The 22,268-nt window shown below is 56.9% G+C and carries 18 protein-coding genes; 14 read left to right on the forward strand and 4 right to left on the reverse strand.

Annotated features, from left to right (window positions below; all coding sequences use genetic code 11):
• Window positions 1–33: 33 nt before the first annotated feature.
• Window positions 34–2,082, reverse strand: a complete 2,049-nt coding sequence (locus I6J23_RS07300) for an alpha-1,4-glucan--maltose-1-phosphate maltosyltransferase (RefSeq protein WP_204581493.1) — start codon at window positions 2,080–2,082, stop codon at window positions 34–36.
• A 345-nt stretch (window positions 2,083–2,427) separates the two neighbouring features.
• Here I6J23_RS07300 and I6J23_RS07305 point away from each other — a divergent pair, with 345 nt between their 5' ends.
• The 8 genes from I6J23_RS07305 (at window position 2,428) to I6J23_RS07340 (ending at window position 11,524) form a co-directional block, all read left to right on the forward strand.
• On the forward strand, window positions 2,428–3,240 hold the full coding sequence (locus tag I6J23_RS07305) for an ABC transporter ATP-binding protein (RefSeq protein WP_204582982.1): 813 nt from the start codon (window positions 2,428–2,430) through the stop codon (window positions 3,238–3,240).
• A gap of 113 nt (window positions 3,241–3,353) precedes the next feature.
• Window positions 3,354–4,178, forward strand: a complete 825-nt coding sequence (locus I6J23_RS07310) for an NUDIX hydrolase (protein ID WP_204581494.1) — start codon at window positions 3,354–3,356, stop codon at window positions 4,176–4,178.
• On the forward strand, window positions 4,169–5,734 hold the full coding sequence (locus I6J23_RS07315) for a hypothetical protein (protein ID WP_204581495.1): 1,566 nt from the start codon (window positions 4,169–4,171) through the stop codon (window positions 5,732–5,734). The genes I6J23_RS07310 and I6J23_RS07315 overlap by 10 nt, the downstream gene beginning before the upstream one ends.
• 259 nt (window positions 5,735–5,993) lie before the next feature.
• A complete protein-coding gene (locus I6J23_RS07320) occupies window positions 5,994–6,782 on the forward strand; it encodes an electron transfer flavoprotein subunit beta/FixA family protein (RefSeq protein ID WP_204581496.1) in 789 nt (262 codons plus the stop codon).
• A gap of 90 nt (window positions 6,783–6,872) precedes the next feature.
• On the forward strand, window positions 6,873–7,823 hold the full coding sequence (locus I6J23_RS07325) for an electron transfer flavoprotein subunit alpha/FixB family protein (RefSeq protein ID WP_204581497.1): 951 nt from the start codon (window positions 6,873–6,875) through the stop codon (window positions 7,821–7,823).
• Between the two features lie 104 nt (window positions 7,824–7,927).
• Entirely contained in the window at window positions 7,928–9,121 is a 1,194-nt protein-coding gene (locus I6J23_RS07330; protein ID WP_204582983.1) for a cysteine desulfurase family protein, read from the forward strand.
• Between the two features lie 101 nt (window positions 9,122–9,222).
• Window positions 9,223–10,341: a tRNA 2-thiouridine(34) synthase MnmA gene (gene mnmA / locus I6J23_RS07335; RefSeq protein WP_204581498.1), complete on the forward strand. Its 1,119-nt coding sequence runs from the start codon at window positions 9,223–9,225 to the stop codon at window positions 10,339–10,341.
• 10 nt (window positions 10,342–10,351) lie between these two features.
• Window positions 10,352–11,524 carry a hypothetical protein gene (locus I6J23_RS07340; RefSeq protein ID WP_204581499.1) on the forward strand — a complete coding sequence of 391 codons (1,173 nt, stop codon included), beginning with the start codon at window positions 10,352–10,354 and terminating at the stop codon, window positions 11,522–11,524.
• Between the two features lie 25 nt (window positions 11,525–11,549).
• Here I6J23_RS07340 and I6J23_RS07345 read toward each other — a convergent pair whose 3' ends face one another.
• Complete coding sequence (locus tag I6J23_RS07345; protein WP_204581500.1) at window positions 11,550–12,335, reverse strand: TetR/AcrR family transcriptional regulator; 786 nt, start codon at window positions 12,333–12,335, stop codon at window positions 11,550–11,552.
• A gap of 91 nt (window positions 12,336–12,426) precedes the next feature.
• Window positions 12,427–13,137 (reverse strand): 3'-5' exonuclease, encoded by a 711-nt coding sequence (locus I6J23_RS07350; protein ID WP_204581501.1) that lies wholly within the window; start codon window positions 13,135–13,137, stop codon window positions 12,427–12,429.
• A 99-nt stretch (window positions 13,138–13,236) separates the two neighbouring features.
• On the opposite strand from I6J23_RS07350, the gene ligA reads away from it, so the two are divergent.
• Together ligA and ilvA are read left to right on the forward strand one after the other, a co-directional pair.
• Entirely contained in the window at window positions 13,237–15,348 is a 2,112-nt protein-coding gene (gene ligA, locus I6J23_RS07355; RefSeq protein ID WP_204582984.1) for an NAD-dependent DNA ligase LigA, read from the forward strand.
• Window positions 15,349–15,437: 89 nt separating this feature from the next.
• Entirely contained in the window at window positions 15,438–16,994 is a 1,557-nt protein-coding gene (gene ilvA, locus I6J23_RS07360; protein WP_204581502.1) for a threonine ammonia-lyase, biosynthetic, read from the forward strand.
• Between the two features lie 65 nt (window positions 16,995–17,059).
• Here ilvA and I6J23_RS07365 read toward each other — a convergent pair whose 3' ends face one another.
• A complete protein-coding gene (locus tag I6J23_RS07365; RefSeq protein ID WP_204581503.1) occupies window positions 17,060–17,722 on the reverse strand; it encodes an amino acid-binding ACT domain protein in 663 nt (220 codons plus the stop codon).
• Between the two features lie 242 nt (window positions 17,723–17,964).
• Between I6J23_RS07365 and gatC the strand changes: the two genes are divergently transcribed.
• The 4 genes from gatC to I6J23_RS07385 all read left to right on the forward strand — a co-directional run bounded on the left by gatC (window position 17,965) and on the right by I6J23_RS07385 (window position 22,252).
• Window positions 17,965–18,258, forward strand: coding sequence for an Asp-tRNA(Asn)/Glu-tRNA(Gln) amidotransferase subunit GatC (gene gatC / locus I6J23_RS07370; RefSeq protein WP_046202506.1), 294 nt, complete (start codon window positions 17,965–17,967; stop codon window positions 18,256–18,258).
• A gap of 3 nt (window positions 18,259–18,261) precedes the next feature.
• Window positions 18,262–19,773: an Asp-tRNA(Asn)/Glu-tRNA(Gln) amidotransferase subunit GatA gene (gatA, locus tag I6J23_RS07375; protein WP_204581504.1), complete on the forward strand. Its 1,512-nt coding sequence runs from the start codon at window positions 18,262–18,264 to the stop codon at window positions 19,771–19,773.
• A 10-nt stretch (window positions 19,774–19,783) separates the two neighbouring features.
• Window positions 19,784–20,425, forward strand: a complete 642-nt coding sequence (locus I6J23_RS07380; protein WP_204581505.1) for an NUDIX hydrolase — start codon at window positions 19,784–19,786, stop codon at window positions 20,423–20,425.
• A gap of 441 nt (window positions 20,426–20,866) precedes the next feature.
• Window positions 20,867–22,252 carry an MFS transporter gene (locus I6J23_RS07385; protein WP_204582985.1) on the forward strand — a complete coding sequence of 462 codons (1,386 nt, stop codon included), beginning with the start codon at window positions 20,867–20,869 and terminating at the stop codon, window positions 22,250–22,252.
• Window positions 22,253–22,268 lie beyond the last annotated feature (16 nt).

Here is a 22,268-nt window from a genome sequence, read left to right on the forward strand (position 1 = left end):
TGGCGTGTACACGTACCGTTGCTCTAGCAGGTTTTAGCAGGTGTAGCGATACTCGTGGTGAGGAGCAAAGCCGCTGCGGTCGCGATAGTCGGTGGGGATTTCCGGCAGTTTGACGATATGACACACGTTGAAGGTCGGATCGAGGCGTACATAATTGTCCTCACCCCAGGTCCATCTTTGGTCAGTTATAAGGTCGTGGACCTCAATAGTCGAGGGCAGTCCAAGCGATTCGAGGTCGAGGTGGATCGTCGTTTCTTGGACGTTCTCAGAATCGAGATTGACGACGATGGCCAATGCATTTCCAGTGAGCGGATCAACCTTGGTGTACGCCATGATGTTGTCGTTATCTGATGACACGAGCCTGATTGTTCGGAGCTGTTGAAGAGCAGGCTGCTCCCTGCGGATGGTGTTGAGCACGGTGACGAACGGCTCCAGTGATTCACCGCGGAGACGAGCTCCCTCAAAATCACGTGGCCTGAGCTGGTATTTTTCGCTATCGAGGTATTCTTCGCTGCCCTCTTTGACAGCGATGTGTTCGTAAAGCTCGAAACCGGAGTACATGCCCCACGATGGGCTCAGGGTGGTGGCGAGAGCTGCACGGATTGCGAACATCGCTTGTCCTCCATGTTGAAGGCTCGCATGGAGAATGTCAGGTGTATTCACGAAAAGGTTTGGCCGGCAGGCATCGGCCGCATCGCGAATTTCCTCAGCAAATGCTTCTAGTTCTTTTTTCGACGTCTGCCACGTGAAATAGGTGTACGACTGTGAAAAACCGGCTTTTGCGAGGCCGTAGAGGATTGGCCGACGCGTAAACGCTTCCGCGAGGAAAACGACGTCGGGATAGGTCTGGTGGATAGTGGAAATCAGCCGCGCCCAAAACGCAGTGGGCTTGGTGTGCGGGTTATCCACGCGGAAGATGTGGACTCCACGCTTGATCCAGAACATAAGGACGCGATGAATCTCGGCGAATAAACCTTCGGGATCATTATCGAAATTCAAGGGGTAAATGTCTTGATATTTCTTCGGCGGATTCTCCGCATAGGCAATAGTGCCGTCGGGGAGAACGGTAAACCATTCGGGGTGAGCCGCAGCCCACGGGTGGTCGGGAGCACACTGCAAAGCGAAATCAAGTGCCACTTCGAGGTGGAGGTCACGGGCACGAGCAACAAATGCGTCAAAGTCGTCGAGAGTGCCGAGCTCGGGGTGGACCGCGTCATGACCGCCCTCGGATGATCCGATGGCCCAGGGGGATCCAACGTCATCCGGGGTGGGATCAAGAGTGTTGTTTTTCCCCTTGCGGTTGACATGGCCGATGGGATGGATCGGCGGGAGATACACGACGTCAAAGTTCATTCTCGCGATGCGGTCGAGCGCCTGCGTGGAGGTCGCAAACGTTCCGTGCACTGGTTCGCCATTTTCCACGCCTCCGGTAGAGCGTGGGAAGAACTCATACCAAGATCCCACGAGCGCGCGTCGACGTTCCACGTACACCTCGTAGGTGCGTCCGCGCGTCAAGAGTTCGCGGAGGGGGGTCCGCCGAAAAATGCTCGTCGTTTCTGCCGACAGTGCCGGGGCGATGCGTGCACGGATATCACGATCGGACCGCAATGACGCGGCGACAGACAAGAGGTGGGGGCGGTCGGTGACGGAGGCGACGTTGTTGGCGGTGTCCTCCATAATTCGCGCGCCAATTTCGAGGTCATTCGCGACCTCTTCGGCGCTTTGCCCAGCTTCAACTTTGGCCTCGATGGCGTGGCGCCACGTGCGGTAGGGGTCCGACCACGCGTCAATACGGAAAGTCCAGGTCCCCGGACAGTCGGGCACGAATATCGCGTTGAGCAGGTCAGGGTCAGCGTGTGCCGGCACCATAGGGATGCGCTGAACGGCCGAAGGACCAGAAGCAGAGGTAGGGCTCTTCACGATGGCTGTGGCGGAGACCGCGTCGTGACCCTCGCGCCACACGACAGCGCTGAGGGGAATGACCTCTCCGACCACTGCCTTGGCGGGTACTTCGCCACTGGATACGCGGGGGCGGACGTCGTCAATGCCTAGTCGTCCAACGGTTCCGAGTCGTCCGGTCACAGGTATCTCCTTTTGGTTGATCTATGCACATCGCTTATATATCAGCTGGGCTTGAGCCTAGTATTCGTGTGCCACGGCTGTGCGTCGTACTCCGCACTCTTTCTTCCCAACAGAGTAGAGGACAACCCAGATATCGCGCAGCACAGAACCCCTTTTTGGGCTGATCGATTCCGGAGGATACCCACCGAAAGTGACGACGCGTTGTACAAAGTGACGGAACGTGTCAGGTGGAAGCCCTAAGATGGTGATGTGACTCGACACGACACTTCTTCCCACACGCACGGTTCTCATGATTCTCGCCCTCACGCGACAGTCCGATCTCGTGAGGAGCTTGATGCACTTCCGATTGATCCCGACGCTCTTATTTCTCTTGACGACGTGAGCGTCGTTCGAAATGGTTCTACGTTGTTGCAGCCCATGAACTGGGTAGTTAAACTCGGGCAACGGTGGGTCATTATTGGTCCGAATGGTGCTGGTAAGACGACGTTGATGAAGGTCGCGGGTGCGGAGACGTATCCGACAACTGGTCGTAGCGTGATCATGGGCGAGGTCCTAGGCAAGACCGATGTGCGGGATGTGCGCACAATGATCGGCATGTCGTCCTCCGCATTGGCCCAGCGTATTCCCGGCCGTGAGCGTGTTCTCGATTTGGTGATTTCCGCCGGATATAACATTCTCGGTCGGTGGCGTGAAGAGTACGACGACGTCGATAAAGAACAAGCAACGCTTATCCTCGAAGATCTCGGCGCGATGCATTTAGCCGACCGTACATGGTCGACCCTGTCGGAAGGGGAGCGCAAACGGGTATTAATTGCACGCTCTTTAATGACCGACCCGGAACTCCTTCTTCTCGACGAGCCAGGCGCCGGTCTTGACCTTGGGGGGCGTGAGGATCTTGTCGAACGCCTGTCCACACTGGCGAATAACCCGGATGCTCCCGTGATCGTTATGGTTACTCACCACGTAGAAGAGATCCCTCAAGGCTTCACCCACGCGATGCTCCTCGACGAGGGGAAACAGGTTGTCGCCGGACCTATCGACGAGGTCCTCACGGGAGAGAATTTAACGACGGCGTTCCATCAGCCGATCACGTTGGACACCGTCGACGGTCGTTTCTTTGCTCACCGAGTGAAATCTTCACGGCGTCATCGTCGATAAATCCGGTAGTGTTTGAGCTAATCCACGATGCTCATAGAGAAAGATGCTCGCGGACCAAACTGTGAGACCGCAGTGTGGTGTAAGAATTATCTGTCTGGCGGAAAGGGAGGGTCATGTTTCTGACACCGACAGGTGAGAGACGTGCCTCTACCGTTCTGTTGTTGCGGGACACGGTGTGGGGGATGGAGGTCTACGTTCAAGAACGCGCCTCCACTATGGTCCACTACCCGGAAATGACCGTTTTCCCGGGCGGGGGCGTCGATCAGCGCGACCTTCCCGGAGACGTCGACGGTGACGGTGTGGATTCACCGGACCTTCGCTGGGTTGGTCACGATACATCATGGTGGGCACGTCACTTGAAGGTCCCCCGAGACGATGCTCGCGCGCTAGTCTGTGCCGCGGTGCGAGAGACATTTGAAGAATCGGGAACCCTTCTAGCCGGCCTTCACGACGGCAATGTCGTTGGTGATACTGACCCTTATATCCCCTTCCGTTCGCGTCTAGAAAGCCACGAGTTGGCGTTCTCTAATTTTTTGGACGACACCGGCCTGTATCTCCGTGCTGATTTGTTGCGCCCTTGGGCAAACTGGGTGAGCCCTCCTGGCGACACGGCACGCTATGACACGCACTTCTTTGTGGCCGCGCAGCCAGAAGGCCAGAACACCCATGATGATGCGATAGAGGCCGCGTCGAGCGGATGGTTTAGGCCATCAACGTTGCTCGATGGCTGGCGGTACCGCAAGATCCGTCTTCTCCCACCCACGTGGGTGCAATTGCGCATGCTGGACACATTCCGAACCGTTGATGAAGTGCTGGGATATGCGTCGGATCTGACTGTTGAACCCGTGACGGGAGCGGTTCGGGATCGACCTTTTATGGATGAGTATTTCACTGTGGAACGCTCCTTTGACACGTACTACGCCCGCGGGTGGGCCTAGCAGTGTTATCGCGAGACGACGTTGCGTGGATAACCAGCCACCCTGACGCGTGTGCTGACGCTAAACCACTGGAGTTTTCAAAAACCACTGAATTTGCCGATGGCGCTCGATTACGCTCGAAATATGGGCAATATGGTCGCGCTTTGGCTGAATTAATGGTTGCGCGACGGTCAGCGCGGGGCGCTCGGCCGATTGCCGCCAAAGTATCTGAAGATGTTGTTGACGACTGGTTGGTTGACGCAGAGTCGGTTCAACAGGCAACAGCTCTGGTGATTGCTCAGTACAGGGCGCGACGGTTGGCATTGGCGCCGTCATTGCAGGCAGGGGGGCTGGTGCACGATGTGACATGCTCCATTGGCAGTGAACTTGCTGCTCTAGCTGGGGAGGGGTTGACCACCATCGGGTCTGATATCGACCCCGGCCGAGTGGCGATGGCCCGGCACAACATGTCCGTGCTCGAGAAAGCAGTGCAAAGGAATGCGGGCTTGGGAATAGGTGGCGAAGGCCCGGCGCCGTTTACTCGCCCGTTAATTGTCCGCGCCGATGCTCTGTGTCCTGTGTCTTTTCCTACGGTGGTCATTGCTGATCCTGCACGACGTGCTCAAGGCCGACGAATCTCTCAGCCTCAGGATTTAATTCCGCCCTTACCTGGCCTGATCGATATATGGAGTGGTTTAAGGCCTGAGGACAACGCGGGGCTTCACTCCGGTGGTTCACCGGAGCTCGTTGTGAAGTGTGCCCCTGGGATCGATTACTCCAGTTGGGATGGGGAAGTAGAGATTATCTCCGTTGCCGGTGCGGTTAAAGAGGCATGTTTGTGGACGCGCGGAATCGCGGCGTCAACGGCGGGTATTCGTGCGGCGGTTACGGATAACGCCAACACGGCCGCTTACGAAAGCGCCGATCATGATGGCGCCGATCACGATAGCGCGGCTCAGGAGCGAGGCGTTACCCGTCGGGCCACTCTGATCCATGCAGATGGATCTGTGGATATGTTTACCGATACGGATCCAGAAGTCCCGAAATCGGCGTTTCCGCCGTATTTAGACGGGGCCATGGAAACCGGAAAGAAGAACTTGACCGATCGGTACATCGTCGATCCAGATGGAGCTATTGTTCGGGCAGGACTGGTGCGCCAAGCTGCATATCGGTGGGGAATGCGACAGATTGATCCCCATATCGCTTTCTTAACGGGAGATACCCCGCCAAAAGGTGTTTTGGCGTGCGAGGTTCTGGATTCGGTGCCGCTGTCCAAATTGACGTCGACGATGGCGAAGTGCGCTCCGGAGAGAATCGACATTCTCGTGCGCGGTGTTGCCGCGAACCCAGACCATGTTCGGGCAAAGATCATGTCTGCTGTGCGGAAGCATTCGGGGAACAAAGCGCGCAACAAAGGAGCCTCTACTCGTCAATGGCGTCAAGGAGAGATGACCGCGGATACTTCGGCAGATGGATCGTCGGACGGAAGTTACACGATCGTGATCACACAGGTGGGGGATAGGCAAGGGAAGAGTTCTGCGGTTGCGTTCATCTGTGGTCCGCGCCAATTCCGTTGACGACAACGCCAGTAATGCGCCAGTAACACGATGAGATCGTACGAAGCAGATCGGATCTCAGGAGTGGTATAGACGAGGATGGCCCACACAAACGGGGGCATTGGTTGCGGGTCGAGAGAGTTTGACCACAATTTTGTGTGCTAGGCCACAAAAGTGCGTTAAAGTGGTCTTCAAAACGAGCGAGATATTGATGTGAGGTATGCCGGCGACGGTTGCAGCCTCCGGTTTTTCGCCCCGACACCATGAGAAAGGTGAATGAATGTCGAACATTGTCGTGTTAGTTAAGCAAGTACCGGACACCTACTCCGAGCGGCAGCTCACCGAGGACGATTACACCGTTGACCGCGAGAGCACCGATCAAGTTCTCGATGAGATCAATGAAAACGCCGTGGAAGCAGCCCTTCAGCTCAAGGAAGCGGGAGGGGATTACACAGTCACTGCGCTGACCGTCGGCCCCGAAAGTGCTAAGGAAGCATTGCGGAAAGCATTGTCGCTGGGATGCGATGAAGCTATCCACGTTTGTGATGAAGCGCTTGCCGGCTCTGATGTCTTGGGAACGGCATGGACACTGTCGCAGGCCCTCAACTTGGTTGATGACATCGAACTCATTATCTGCGGCAACGAATCCACCGACGGCAATATGGGAAGCGTGCCCGGGTTGATCTCGGAATACCGTCAGATCCCCGCGGTGACCGGTCTGCGTTCATTCTCCGTAGAAAATGGCACGGTAACCGGCGAAAGCGCCCGCGAAGAGGGAGTGTACAGTCTGGAAGCACCTACGCCGGCCATTATCTCCGTAACTGAGAAGGCCAATGAGCCCCGCTTCGCTGCCTTCAAGGGAATCATGGCAGCAAAGAAAAAGAAGATCCAGCAAGTCGATCTCGAAGATATTGGAGTCGATGCTGCCAACGTCGGATTGGACAATGCTGCGACGTCCGTGACCGAATACGCACCCAAGCCGGAAAAGTCCGCTGGTGAAATCATTACCGACGAAGGCGACGGTGGAACGAAATTCGTGGAATTCTTGGCCAACGAAAAGCTCATCTAAACGCGGAATCGAGACCCTAACTCACCATCGTTGTTTGTTTACTAACAGGAATATTCGGTCAGTAACGGCCGGTAACGAAAGGACTTTCCCATGACTGATGTACTAGTTCTCGTCGAGCATGCTGATGGAGCCTTGTCCAACAACACCAATGAACTGATAACCGCTGGCCGTGTTTTCGGTTCCGTGGGGGCGGTAGTTGTCGGCGCCGAAGGCACGGCAGAATCTTTAAAGGACGACTTAGCTGCTGCGGGTGCGGAAACGATTTACGCGGCAGAAAATGATTATGCTGCTAATTACTTGGTGACACCGTCTGTCGACGCATTGTCCGCCTTGGCAGCGGGCCTTGAAGTGCCCGTCATCATCGCTTCTTCCGCCACGGGCAAAGAAATTGGTGGGCGCGTTGGTGCCCGCGTAGCATCTGGCGTTCTCTGTGATGTCACAGAGATCAATGCCGATCACACCGCAGCTAGCTCTATCTTCGGTGGCGATTACACCGTCGAGCTCTCAGCGGGAGGATCCTCCCCGGTCTTTCTCCTTCGTCCCGGTTCGGTTGATCCAGAGCCTCAGGCGGCTTCAGGAAATATTGAACCCGTCGAAATGCCGGAGCCGGGCCCGGTTGCCGTGAAGGTCACATCCTTCTCCCCGGCAGAGGCCGGCGACCGCCCCGAGCTTACTGAAGCGAAGATCGTGGTCTCTGGTGGTCGTGGCGTCGGATCCGCAGACGGGTTCGCAGACGTTGTCGAGCCCTTGGCCGATGCCTTGGGCGCTGCAGTGGGTGCTTCCCGTGCCGCCGTCGACTCTGATTACTACCCAGGCAAGTTCCAGGTGGGACAAACGGGTAAGACAGTGTCGCCAGACCTCTATGTCGCGCTCGGAATTTCAGGTGCCATCCAGCACAAAGCCGGTATGCAGACCTCCAAGACCATTGTTGCGGTCAACAAGGATGAGGAAGCTGCCATTTTTGAGATCGCCGACTTAGGTATTGTTGGGGACCTATTCGATGTAGCTCCTCAGGCTACCGAAGCCATTACAAGCCGCTAGGTGGTCCAGCACTGCCCAGAGCACTACCTAGGTTGCGTGAGCACTAGGTGAAGGCGTGAATGAGCTGTATTACCCTTCGAAGGGTGACTACAGCTCGTTTTTTTATGGATCATGCCGCAACGAGTCCTCTCCGACAGGTAGCCAAAGACGCCATCATGGACTCATGGGATCTTTTGAACCCCGGGGGCCAGTACGCGTCAGGGCGTGATGCGCGCAAAGCTGTGGAAGAAGCTCGCGAGACTATCGCGCGTCTGTTGGGGGCCGAGCCGATCGAGGTCATTTTCACAGCGTCAGGGACCGAGGCTGATAACCTTGCCGTGCAGGGGCTTTATGCCGAACGTGCTCACGAATCCGAAGACACACAGGAACCGGGACGTGGCCATAGAACAGCTTCTTCCCACCGTGTCATCGTCGGATCGGTGGAGCATCCCGCCGTGTTAGAACCGGCCAAGGCGCTAGGCGCAGATCCGTCATCGCCGGGTCCGAAAGCAGATGTTATTGAAGTTCCCGTCGATGCCAGCGGCCATTACCGCACCGACTTTCTTGCCGACGTTCTTGCCGACGGCCCCGCCGCACTCATGGCTCTCCAGTGGGCGAACAATGAAACCGGTGCGTTACAACCGGTTGATGCGGTGGCTTCTCTCGCCGCAGAACACGACGTGCCGTGGCATGCTGATGCCGTGCAGGCCGTCGGCCACGTTCCCGTGAACTTCCATTCATCGGGTGCAACGACGATTGCGGCGTCGGCACACAAGTTTGGTGGTCCCCGCTCAACCGGCCTGTTGTTATGCGGGCGTGCTACGAATCTTCACAAAATTTTGCGTGGTGGCGGGCAAGAACGATCTATCCGCCCAGGAACACTGAATGTTGCAGGGGCGGTGGGGACCGCTGCCGCATTGACCGAGGCCTGTTATGAGATGGAGACTGAGCGCGCCCGAATTTCTCGCCTCCGAGACCGCTTACTGTCATTTATTAGCCGAGAGATTCCGGACTCGCTTATTCATACGGCGGAGCCAGCGCTGCCGGGGCACGTCCATGTGAGTTTTCCGGGCGCGGAAGGCGACAGCCTAATTATGCTATTGGACCAGGCGGGTTTCGATGCGTCGACGGGGTCGGCGTGTGCGGCTGGCGTGAATCGGGTGAGCCATGTAGTCATGGCGATTGGTGTAGAACCCGTCGCTGCCCGCGGAACGCTAAGGTTTACCTTGGGCCGGACGACGTCGGATAATGATGTCGCCGCTGTGGAAGCGGTCCTCTCGAAAATTGTCGAACAAGCGCGTGCTGCCGGGATGGCATAAGTCGGCAGGACGGCACAGTACCTTCGTAAGCAGGGTTGTCCTGGTGAGCTCAACTACCTAAAGTGTGTGGCTTAGTTTCGTATTCAACAGATAGGATTGTCATGCGTGTAATGGCAGCAATGAGTGGCGGTGTTGATTCCTCCGTTGCCGCTGCGCGATTGGTCGCCGAGGGGCATGAGGTCATCGGCGTTCACTTAGCACTAGCCTCGACGCCGACGACGTTGCGCGTCGGTTCGCGCGGGTGCTGTTCGCTGGAAGACTCCGGCGATGCTCGTCGTGTTGCCGATGCGTTAGGAATCCCCTTCTACGTCTGGGACTTCTCAGATCGATTCCGCGAAGACGTCGTCGATCCTTTTATTCATTCGTATGAGATGGGCGAAACACCCAATCCCTGTCTCCGGTGTAATGAAAAGATCAAATTCCAGGCGCTGCTCGACCGAGGGATCGCACTGGGTTTTGATGCCGTGGCGACGGGCCATTATGCGCGATTGAAGGATGGCGAACTCCGCCGGGCAATCGACGATAAGAAAGATCAGTCGTATGTCTTGGGGGTTTTGAATGATGAGCAGCTGGCCCATTGTTTATTTCCGCTGGGAGACACCCGCAAGCCTGATATCCGCAAAGAGGCAGAGGCCGCTGGGCTCATTACCGCCTCGAAGCCCGATAGTCATGACATTTGCTTCATCCCGGATGGAAACACGAAGGCCTTTTTAGGCAATCACATCGGTGTCCGGTCAGGTGAACTAAAAGACCAGGATGGCAACGTGATCGGCCATCACGATGGCATTTACGGTTTCACGATCGGGCAGCGTAAGGGTCTTGGCCTACCTGGTCCAGCGCCCGATGGTAAGCCAAGATATGTCACCGATATTGATGCTGATACCGGAACTGTCACCGTCGGCACCCGCGACGATCTCCGGGTGGGCCGGTTGTATGCCGATCGCCTCATTCGTCTTGAGGAGCACGAAGGGTCGACGCAGGAGTGCCAGGTCCAAGTCCGTGCGCATGGCGGTGTTGTTGATGCTACGGTAACTATCGACGACGGCATTGCAACGATTGATCTTCATTCTCCGCTGACCGGGGTTGCGCGTGGTCAAGCTGCGGTGATTTACCGTCCCGATCCGGACGGCGACATTGTGTTGGGTTCGGGGACGATTTGTGACACGGTGTCGGTCTCCCGGCTGCAACCAACCACCGCGGGCGCGTCCTCAAACAGCTAATATGCTGGCCATGAACCAGAAATCGGCCAGCGCGACATGGGCGTCGGGGTGGGGAGCCCTTGAGACTCGTGATCCCCGCGAGGCGGCTCGCATTATTGCGGGGGAGGCTGCGTTGCCGTTCATCCCGCAGTTGATTAACCGGGGTGTGGGGTCGTCATTGTCGGGATCGACGTTGTCGTTGTTGTCATCCTCCTATGTTCAGGGGCCACGATCGTGGCAAATGTCGGGCCCGACGGTGGCATCACGTCGCCGCAATGATGAGATCCATCGTGATATCGATGTGTATGAGGAAGCGTGGGAAGGGGGCTCTGCGCTCTCTAGCCGGGAATTGAAGGTGCAGGTCATGGGCCCGTGGTCATTGGCAGTCGCGACAGAATTATCTGATGGTCACCGCATCGTGTCGGAAAGTTCGGCAGTTCGCGGTTTCCACGACGAGTGGAGTGGCGGTGTTGCCGACTACCTTTCGGAGCTTCATCGCCGGTTTGGCAAGCGCATTGTCCTGCACATTGGGGAACCCTACGTGGATACCCTCGCCCAGGGGCGTATCGCCGGAACCACTGATTGGGACATTATTCCTCCGGTACACAACGATGTTCTTAATGCCGAGTGGGACAGGAGCATCAGTGGCGTGCTCGACGAGCTGGGAAGGGTTACTATCGGCGACGCGTCACAGGGCGCCGTTGATGATGTCGTGATGTCCTGTCGGGCATCGCTACCGGGCAATCTCGAGATTCCGGCGTGGGCGTTGCCACTGATCGGGTTGGAAGAAATGGAACACGCCACGGCGAATGGTTCGTCGACGCACCGTATGCTCGACCGAGTAGGTGAACGTATTGACGCTGATGGTCGGGCGATTGTGATCGGAGTGGCGGGCGATCATGGTGTGGTCGATGACGGTACTGAGGTTATGCCTGGAAGTATAGCCGGTGGTGGTGATGACGTCGGTGATCGTGATCAGGCTGCCGTGACAACCGCATACGCAAGTGAGGATCCCGCCCGTGATCGTGCCGTGCGCATCGCCCGCGTATGGAAGGCGATGGGACTTGACCCGACTCTGATGGGCGAACGAGTGAACATTGTTGAGGGGCATGGCCGACGTGGGCGGGAGCAGTCGACTGCGCAATCGCTGCGTTTAGCTGACGACGTGCGAGATATGCTCCGTCGCGATAGCGGAGACCTATAGCACTGCAGTCTCGCCGGCGAGCTGGTTACCTAGATTGAGTTGGCCGCTGCACAGAACTCTGTGCGGCAGTAATCACGGCATGAATAGCTGTCACGTACCAATCTTCCACTTCGGTATTATCCAGCGGTTCTACCGCGCGAGTATTTTCGGTTTCCACCGCGGTGTGGTGCTGCATAACCGGGACAGAGTCGTGTCCTGAATCGGCTTTACCCTCTCCGTCGGATGCCGTGGTGACTTCGTGGCCGTGCTGCCCTTTGCCCCCACCGTGGCCATTCATGGGGCCACCCATAGCTGTGACCCCAGCATTAATAAGCGACTGGATGCTCGAGATCAGCTCCGGCTTCAATTCCGCCGGAATATCGGGTAGTTTATCGACCTCACGAGCTAAGGCCTGGGTCAGCTTCGCGTGTAGACGTCCAATTCGTGCCCGTGCGTCGTCGTCAAGATGAACCCGGGAAAGAGCTGATCGCCATGAGTGCCGGGACTCGCGGGCTTCGCGGAAACTGGCGCGGGCATAAGCCTCGATAGCGTCCAGCGGCCCTGGTGCATCGTCCATTTGGTCGGTGATGACCTGGGCGCGCCGGGGGAAATCCCGAACGACGACGGCTTCGATCATGTCATCGACATTGTTGTGGTACCGGTAGAGGCTTGACCTGCCCATACCGAGGCGCTTGGCGACAGTCCCGACAGTCAGTGGGGCTGCGTTCTGGTCGGTTTGGGATTCTTCGAGGATTTCTTCTACGGCATCGAGGATTTTCTCGGACGTTTGACGCCGGTGTTCAATCACTGACTTCGCTGAAATCCGTGGCATGAGGCTATCCTAACCTTTAATTGTGGTGAGTGAAAGTAGCGGGGAAGAAGAACCCCCATCATTGTGTAGCAGCCCTACTGGTTTATGCGGGTCACATGTGCGAACCATCCCGCATTGGCCACGCGGTGGAGAAATCTGTCATCTCTCGGCCTTGGGACGCGAAATAGTCACGCAGATGCAATTGGTAGTCGAAGTAAGAGACCGCCTGGAATTCCATCAGCTCATCGCACGTTTTCTTGACCAGGTCAGGCCACATCCGCGCCATTTTCCACGCCACCCGAGCAGCCGCGAGGGCATCCGCGCTGGCATTGTGGGCATTGTCCAACTGAATCCCATAGCGCTTCACCAAGGTCCCCAACTTACGCGCGCCTTTCCGCTGTGGCTCCAACGCCCGATCCATCACGAGGGGGTCGAACACTAATCCGCTGCAGACAAATGACGGCTCCAGGTGCCGCAAAATCGTGAGGTCATAGGCAGCGTTGAAGACAATGAGCGTTTGTCCGCGCTCCCATCCGTCGTAAATCGCACGAATGGTCTTGTGGAGGACTTCGTCATGAGGTTCACCATGCTCCTTCGCGTACTCCGTCGAGATCCCATGGATTTTCGATGCCGACTCGGGAATCTCAATACCAGGGTCGGCGAGTAATTCTGTGGAGTTAGCCGATCCACCGTGGATGGAGACGAGGGCCGACGTCACAATTCTCGCCTGTAGAGGGTTGGTCCCCGTGGTCTCCAGATCGAAGCTGAGCATAGAGGTGGGATCAAAGTGACTCGGCACGGACGATGGAAGCGGCATAGGCATAGATTAGACGACGGGTCGGACACGAGAATAAGCATGAGGTCTGTGCCCGGTATTGGTGGTGGTAACGCCCGCGATGTGCGCTGGGGATGTGGGCCGGTGATGAAATCCCTCTATGCTGGGCGTGTGAATAATTCCGGGAACTCCACTGACGTGAGCACCGATCTTCAAGCATATTGGGACAAGCTTGCTGCTGATGTTCGGCACCACCGTGACCTTTATTACAACAGTGAGCCGGTGATCTCGGATGCTGAATTCGATCGACTTTTTAGGGCCCTACAAGAGTTGGAAGCCGACCATCCGGAGTTAGCCAACAATGGCTCCCCAACGGCAGAAGTGGGCGCGCCCGTGCCGACCTCTGCCGGAGCTAGTGGCGGCGAAGTAACCTTTGCTCCGGTTCGCCATATGGAGCGCTTGTACAGCTTGGACAATGTTTTTTCGAAGTCCGAGTTGGTGGAGTGGTTGCATAGAACTCCCGCGCCGACGTACTTGACAGAGTTAAAAATCGACGGTTTATCCATCGATCTTGTGTATCGTGACGGTGAGCTCGTCTCTGCAGCCACTCGTGGCGACGGGGTAACCGGGGAAGATATCACTCCGAACGCCCGGACGATCTCAGATATCCCGCAAACGATTTCCCCGACGGACGATTATCCCGTACCAGCTTTGGTGGAAGTTCGTGGCGAAGTGTTCATTGGCGTCGAGGAATTCTCCGTCATTAACGCAGACCGAGTGGAACAAGGCCGGAAGCCCTTTGCAAACCCACGCAACGCCGCTGCGGGATCCCTGCGCCAAAAGAACCCTGCGGAGACGGCGAAGCGAAATTTATCGATGATTTGCCACGGGATCGGAGCCCGTGAAGGGTGGGAACCTGCGACTCAACATGATGCGTACGCAGCCTTGGCCGCATGGGGTTTTCGTGTGTCGCCGTACACCAAACGTGTGACCTCCGCAGACGAGGTCATCGAACAAATGGAGTACTGGGGTGAGCACCGTCACGACGCGACCCACGAAATGGATGGTTTAGTTGTCAAAGTTGATGACTTAGCTGAGCAGGAGGATTTAGGCGAGACCTCACGCGCCCCCCGGTGGGCTATTGCTTATAAATACCCGCCAGAAGAGGTCGTGACGACGCTGCGCGATATCCGTATCGGCATCGGCCGGACTGGTCGTGCGACGACGTACGCGGTGCTGGATCCTGTCTTGGTCGCCGGGTCAACGGTCGCTCGGGCGACGCTGCACAACCCGTCGGAAGTTCACGACAAAGGTGTACTGATCGGCGATAGGGTCACCATTCGCAAGGCTGGTGAGGTCATCCCTGAAGTGCTGGGCCCGGTGGCGGATGCGCGCGACGGGTCCGAAAGACCATTTGTGTTCTCGACTGTCTGTCCAGAGTGTGGCACACCGTTAGTCCAGGCAAGAGCGGATGACGCGGATTGGAGATGCCCCAATACACAGGGGTGTCCGGGTCAGTTACTTGCCCGGATGACGTATTTGGCTGGCCGCTCTGCGTTCGATATCGATGCCTTGGGTGTGTCGGGTATTCAGGATCTCATCAGGTCGGGAGCGTTGACTAATGAATCCGAACTCTTTGATCTTGATGAATCGCATCTCCTGTTGACGTCGGTCTTTACGACCAAGGCAGGGAAGGTCAATGCGACGGGGAAAGCGTTGCTAAAGAACCTTGAGGACGCGAAGTCCACCGAGTTATGGCGGGTCATCGTGGCACTCTCCATTCGTCACGTGGGTCCCACAGCTGCCCGAGCGCTGGCCACAAAGTATGGGTCTCTCGAGGCCATTCGTAGCGCGTCCGAAGAGGAACTGGCTCGAATCGATGGGGTAGGCAGTATCATCGCGGTGTCGTTGCGTTCATGGTTTGCCGTCGATTGGCATATAAAAATTGTCGACGCCTGGGCCGCGGCCGGTGTCCGCATGGAGGATGACCAGCAGCAGGCGCAGCCCCAGACTTTGGAGGGCACGACCGTCGTCGTCACAGGTACTTTGGATGATTTCACCCGCGACTCGGCGAAGGAAGCGATTATCTCTCGGGGTGGTCGGGCAGCGGGATCTGTGTCCAAGAAGACAGATTATGTTGTGGTCGGGGCTAATGCTGGATCGAAGGAGACGAAGGCGCGAAAACTCGGGTTGCGTATTCTCGACGAGGACGGTTTTAAAGAGCTTTTAGAAACAGGCCGTGTTAGTGACCATGCTTAAGCAGGAGCTTTCTCTTTAGCCGGATTTTCGGCCATGATGCTAACGATCACTTAGACGACATGAGATAGACGACCCCCAGGAGTAACCACATGTCTCCCGCCCAGAACGTTCACCCCTCCAATTCGGATTATTTGAGCTTAGTTGTTCGCGCTCCCGTATATGACGCCGCGGAGAGGACCCTCCTGGAGCGTATGCCACGGATGTCGCAGCGGTTGGGCAATGACGTGTATGTCAAGCGTGAGGACACCCAGCCCGTCCATAGTTTTAAGGTTCGTGGTGCCTACGCTCGCATGGCTGCCCTCACCGATGACGAGAAGCGTCGTGGCGTGGTCACGGCCTCGGCGGGTAACCATGCGCAGGGTATTGCTTTGTCCGGCAGCATCATGGATGTGTCAGCATTAATCGTTATGCCGACGATGACCCCGCAGATCAAGGTTGACGCGGTTCGGAACTTTGGCGGCGAGGTCCTCCTCTTCGGCGACAATTTCGACGAGGCTAAGGAACGCGCTTCTGAAATTGCCCAATCCGAGGGACGAGTTTTTGTCCCCCCCTTTGACGATCCTCATGTCATCGCTGGTCAGGGAACCATCGGGCTGGAAATCTTCCAGCAAGCTTCGACAGTTGACCGTGTCTTTGTTCCCGTCGGTGGTGGTGGTCTAGCCGCTGGCGTAGCTGTCGTGTTGAAGCAGTTGAACCCGCGCATCAGCGTTATCGGTGTGGAGCCCGAGGGATCGGCATGCTTGACCGCAGCCATGAAAGCCGGCGAGCCTGTCACGTTGGATCGTGTGTCGTTGTATGCGGAAGGTGTGGCAGTTGCTCGCATTGGGGACGAGACGTTCCGTGTATGTCGGGATAATTTGGACGAGGTCATCACGGTCAATTCCGACGAAATTAGCGCTGCTGTCAAAGATATTTTCGACGACACCCGCGCGGTGGCTGAGCCATCGGGGGCCGTCGCCTTAGCGGGTCTAAAGAAATACGTGACTACCCATGGGGTGCACGGTGAGACGCTGGCGCATGTGCTCTCTGGTGCAAATCTGAATTTCCATGGCCTCCGGTATATTTCCGAGCGTGCTGAACTGGGTGAACACGGTGAAGCACTCTTGGGCGTGACTATTCCGGAACGAAAGGGTGCGTTCCTCGAGTTCTGCCAGGTTCTAGGCGGCAGGTCTGTGACGGAATTTAACTATCGCGTGGATGATCATGATCGTGCACGCATCTTCGTGGGCGTGCAGCTCCACGAGGGGGATCAAGAGCGCGATGATATTATCGCGGACTTGCAGCAGCGCTCCTATGACGTCGTTGACTTATCCAGTGACGATGCGGCGAAAGAACATGTGCGCTACATGATTGGTGGTCGCGCCTCCAGGCATGTCAACGAGCGAGTGTTCTCGATCCAGTTTCCTGAGCACCCCGGCGCCTTGCTTCACTTCCTGAAGGTCCTGGGTACACACTGGAATATTAGCCTTTTCCATTACCGGAGCCACGGGATGGACTATGGCCGCGTACTCTGCGGATTCGATGACACGGAGAACCCGGCGGGCGACGGGTCAGACGATGATTTCGACCATCACATGCACGAGCTAGGGTATCAGTTCAAGGAAGTGACGGACTCTGTGTCCTACACGTATTTCCTCAAGTCATAGCCTGTTTTCCATAGGCTCAGGGGTCTTTGTGCTAGTCCATCCCGAGCGCTAGCCCTTCATAGGGCTTAGTCCATCACCGAGCTGAGGATGGTGCCAAGCTTGCCGAGGTGCTCAACCTCACCAGCCAAGAAATCCGGCCCGCCCGGGCGGCCGATGACGAGAACGTCGTCCTTGTCGCTAATCGGCGCAGCAGCGAGAGCCGAATCCATGACTGTCCAGCTTTCGGGTAGCCAATCGTCGTCTTCGCGGTCGAGGCACCGAGCCGTCGTCACCGGGGCGGACTGAAGAATGCGCCCGTCATCCTCGGGGGCGGCCATGGAAGCAGCAACGCGATGCACGTCCGTTCGCCCGCTTAACACGATGGCCCAGCCCGCCGACATTGTCGTGGGAAGTCCGTCAACAAGGAGCTGGAGAGCTTTGCTTCGGGATGGTGCCTGGGCGATCGATGCCAACATGGCGACTTGCCCGGAGCGGTTCACCGAGCCGGAGAACGGGCGGATGGAATCGACTTCGACGCCGTCGACCTGTTGAGCTGCGGTAATGAGGGTGTCCGGTAGGGATGTGGGTGGAAGGTCGATCACCACATCGTCCACCACTGCACCGTCGGAAAAATTATGGCTAACGACATCGACGCTGCGGATATCCCCGCCGACCTCGCCGATAGATGCGGCAAGACGGCCTAAGCTGCCGGGAGTGTCAGGCAGGAAGACGCGGAGGAGGAACGACATAGAAAACCCTTATATTCGACGATGCGGTGTGATCATTTCGCTGTGATCAACTAGACAGTGTAGGCCTTCTCTGTGACATGCGTAGGAACCGGGTGACAGAAGTAGACAGATTGGTGCATTTTGGACTGTCGCACCCCGGTGTACCTGGTTAGTGTCGGCGGCTGTCCCCCTAAGCCCACATAGACCGCGCAACCGGCTAAGCTAGGGGAGTCATCATTGTCACACCAGGTGAAGGAACCACTGTGTCTTCTATTTCCCGCGACGAGGTTGCGCACCTTGCGCGCTTGTCTCGGCTCTCTCTCACCGACGACGAGCTGAATGAATTCGCTGACCAGATCGACGGCATTATCGAGCACGTCCAAAAAGTATCGAATGTTGATACTGAGGGCGTGGAACCCATGAGCCATCCCTCTGATCTTGCCGGTGTTATGCGAGAGGATGAAGTTCATCCGACGTTGACGGCAGAGCAGGCCTTGGATCAGGCTCCGGCTAGCCAGCGTGATCGTTTCGAAGTACCGCGGATTCTGGGGGAGTAAACCATGGAGACCACATATCGCGTTGCGAACTTCAATGCCGACGATCTAACGACGTACACCGCAGCAGATCTGGCTGAAAAAATCCATTCCGGCGAGGTGTCGTCGGTAGAGGCGACTCAAGCCCATCTCGATCGTATTTCACAGATCGACGGCGATATTCATGCTTTCTTGCATGTTTCTGCCGACGAAGCTCTCGCGGCGGCTAGGAAAGTCGATGACAGTATCGCCCGTGGTGAGAAGCCATCCTCATCCCTTGCCGGTGTTCCTTTAGCCCTAAAAGATGTCTTTACGACGACGGACGCACCGACGACGTGTGCGTCAAAAATCCTTGAAGGATACATGAGCCCGTACGACGCGACCGTGACGAAGCGTCTGCGCGAGGCCGGTCTTCCTATCGTCGGAAAGACCAATATGGATGAATTCGCCATGGGCTCATCCACGGAAAACTCCGCCTATGGGCCGACACACAATCCGTGGGATCTTGCCCGGACACCGGGTGGCTCCGGCGGTGGCTCGGCCGCGGCGTTGGCGTCGGGAATGGCACCCCTGGCGATCGGTACAGATACGGGCGGATCGATCCGCCAGCCGGCGGCCCTCACCAACACGGTCGGGGTAAAGCCGACTTATGGCACAGTGTCGCGTTATGGCCTCGTCGCTTGTGCTTCGTCGCTTGACCAGGGTGGCCCCACCGGGCGCACAGTGTTGGATACCGCCCTTTTGCACGAAGTTATCGCGGGGTATGACCCGCATGATTCCACCTCGGTCAACCGCCCCGTTGCGCCGGTGGTTCAGGCCGCCCGCGAGGGCGCGAAAGGGGATCTGTCTGGCCTAAAGGTCGGCGTCGTCAAGCAATTGGCTGGCGATGGCTACCAGGATGGCGTCCTCGAGTCGTACAACGAGGCCGTGAGCACCCTCTCTCGCCTGGGTGCTGAGGTCGTGGATGTGGATTGTCCTCACTTCGACGATGCGTTGAGCGCGTACTACCTCATTCTTCCGTGTGAGGTGAGCTCCAACCTCGCCCGGTTCGACGGCATGCGCTACGGTCTGCGCGTCGGTGATGATGGTCATCACTCGGCCAATGACGTGATGGAACTGTCCCGCGAAGAGGGCTTTGGCTCAGAGGTGAAGCGACGCATCATCCTGGGAACTTATGCGCTCTCTGTTGGATACTATGACGCCTACTATCTGCAGGCTCAGCGTGTCCGTGCGTTGATTGCCCGTGATTTTGCCAAGGCGTATGAGAAGGTCGATGTGTTGGTCTCTCCGACTACGCCGACGACGGCGTTCAAGTTGGGCACCAAGGTCGATGATCCCATTTCGATGTATCGATTCGACCTGTGCACGCTGCCGCTGAACCTTGCAGGTCTGTGCGGAATGTCTGTTCCTTCCGGGCTTGCCTCTGATACGAATCTTCCCGTTGGCCTGCAGATTATGGCCCCAGCGCACCAGGATGATCGGCTTTATCGCGTCGGTGCTGCTTATGAGGCTGCTCGCTCGGGAGAGCCACAAGAGTAGGTTAGGGCCTATGGACCACAGTGGAGACGGTTGGGCAATTCAAGCAAACGGTGCGCGGTTCTGGGGAGTCGAAGGAGCAGCGGGATTGTTGCTTCGAGCGCCGGGGCCTGATGGTCTTCCCATGGTCCTCATGCAATATCGCGCCGAGTGGACATCAATGCCTCTGACCTGGGGTGTCCCGGGTGGAGCGCGCGACGCAGATGAGACAGTCGAAGAAGCCGCGTTACGCGAAGCCATTGAAGAAGCCGGTCTCAATCCCCAGGATGTCACCGTCGTACAAAAGCAAGTGACGACGCGGGTGCCGGTGGATTATGCCGTGCGGAGGGCACCAGCTGAAGATTGGCCGCGTTTGCCCTGGTACACCTCGCTGACGGGGAAGCGTTGGGTGGGGCTGATGGACCCCAGTGTGCGTGAGTGGACATATACGACGGTGTCAGCCTTTGCCTCTCATCCGCTTGAGGTGCACAAGAATAATGAGTCCATTGAACTGGTGTGGGTGCCGGAATCTGAGATTGAGAATTTGGATTTAATGGCTCCGTTCCGACGTTCGTTGCCGATGACCTCGAGTATCGTCCAGCATGGTGATGTTTCTCAGCCGACGATGCGCGCTAATGAGTCTGGTGAGGGCGCGCTTTGGGTGGTGCCTCGGTAGCCTAATTGAATAGGCACGCTGTATAAGGTGCTACTCGGGGGCTGGCTCGACTTATGCCCCCTGAGCCTTGTGGCCACCGTCCGATCGTGGACCCGATTCGTGGTTTCGCGATGGTCTTTGTGTGCGCGTAACCTGTCTGGATGGAAAAGGTGGAGCCTCTGCTGAGAGCACGACTTTCACCTTAAATAGTTCGCTTTTCGAGTATTTCTGTGAATGTGCAGCCGGAATGTACCGTGACTTTCCCGGGGCACAAACCCCGAAGGCCGTCAGCGTTCACTCTTTTTTTGTAGCGATGAGTAGATAAATAGTGGTGAATAGATAAGAGGTAAGGAAGCTTTTTTGACTGGTAACCTCAGCGGATCGTCGCACCGGGAGACGATAACAAACACAGCAGAGAATAATCCCTCCGCCATCTCGGCTCAGGCGAATCAATCCAAGGGAATGATTTCGGAAAAAGACGCGTGGCGTGCGTTAGTGGCGCTTTGTGTGGGCTTTTTTATGATCCTCTTGGACCAAACCATTGTGGCAGTGGCGACCCCTGATTTTCAGAGTGCGTTAAATGCCGACTACAGCCAAGTGCTGTGGGTGACGTCGGTGTATCTCCTGACATACGCTGTCCCACTTTTGGTCACAGGTCGATTGGGAGACCAGATAGGGCCGAAGAACGTCTATGTCGCCGGCATGGTTGTCTTCACCCTCTCATCCCTGGGGTGTGGCTTAGCGCCGGATATTCATTGGCTCATAGCTGCTCGCGCTGTCCAGGGGCTGGGTGCTGCTCTGTTGACCCCTCAAACTATGAGCGTGATTAACCGAATCTTCGCGCGTGAACGACGCGGCGCGGCCATGGGTTTATGGGGTGCCACCGCCGGCATGGCAGGCTTGGCCGGCCCAGTCCTCGGTGGGTTATTGACCACGTGGATCGGCTGGGAATGGATTTTCTTCGTTAACGTCCCGATCGGAGTTGTCTCAGTCATCATGGTGCTCAAATGGGTACCACAATTGCCGACCAGAAATCATGGCTACGACTGGGGCGGGATTGTCACGTCAGTCATCGCAGTGTTCTTGCTGGTCTTCGCGCTTCAAGAGGGTGGTAATGCAGACTGGGCACCGTGGATTTGGATCATGATCGCAGCGTCCGTTGTTGTCTTCGGTATTTTCATCATGATTGAAAAGTGGGGCGCTCAGCGTGGCGTCGAGGTTCTCGTCCCACTGTCCCTCTTTAAGGATAAGAATTTCTCGGTGGGGAATATTTCGATCACGACGATGGGATTTGCCGTGGCAGGTCCGATGGTTCCGATCATGATTTACTTCCAGCAGTTCCATCAGATGTCGGCCTTGAAGGCAGGGCTGATGATGGTGCCAATGGCTCTGATATCAGGCGTGCTATCTCCATTCGTCGGCCGTTTGTCGGATACAGTTCCGCCGCGTCGGCTATCTCTATCTGGATTTACCTTTATGACAGTGTCCATGCTGTGCTACTTCTTGGTCATGAAGCCGGACACGTCGGTGTGGTGGATGTTCGTGCCCATCGCTTTGCAAGGGCTGGGGAACGCGTTCGTGTGGGCACCCAATTCGACCACGACGATGCGTGATCTTCCGATGGAGAAAACGGGCGCGGGGTCTGGCGTGTATAACACCACACGCCAAGTCGGTTCAGTGATTGGTTCAGCTACTGTTGCGGCGACGCTCGACGTGTTCATGCAGCATACTGATCCAGTATCGTCATTGGGCTGGACCATGATTTTCCCAGCAGGAGTGTTATTGATCGGTTTGGTCGTTGTTACGCAATTCCAAGGAACAACAGCTGCAACGCGCGGAAAGAAGTAGGTGGTCCCGGATAGGC

Source organism: Corynebacterium kroppenstedtii (genome assembly GCF_016894245.1).
Taxonomy (GTDB): domain Bacteria; phylum Actinomycetota; class Actinomycetes; order Mycobacteriales; family Mycobacteriaceae; genus Corynebacterium.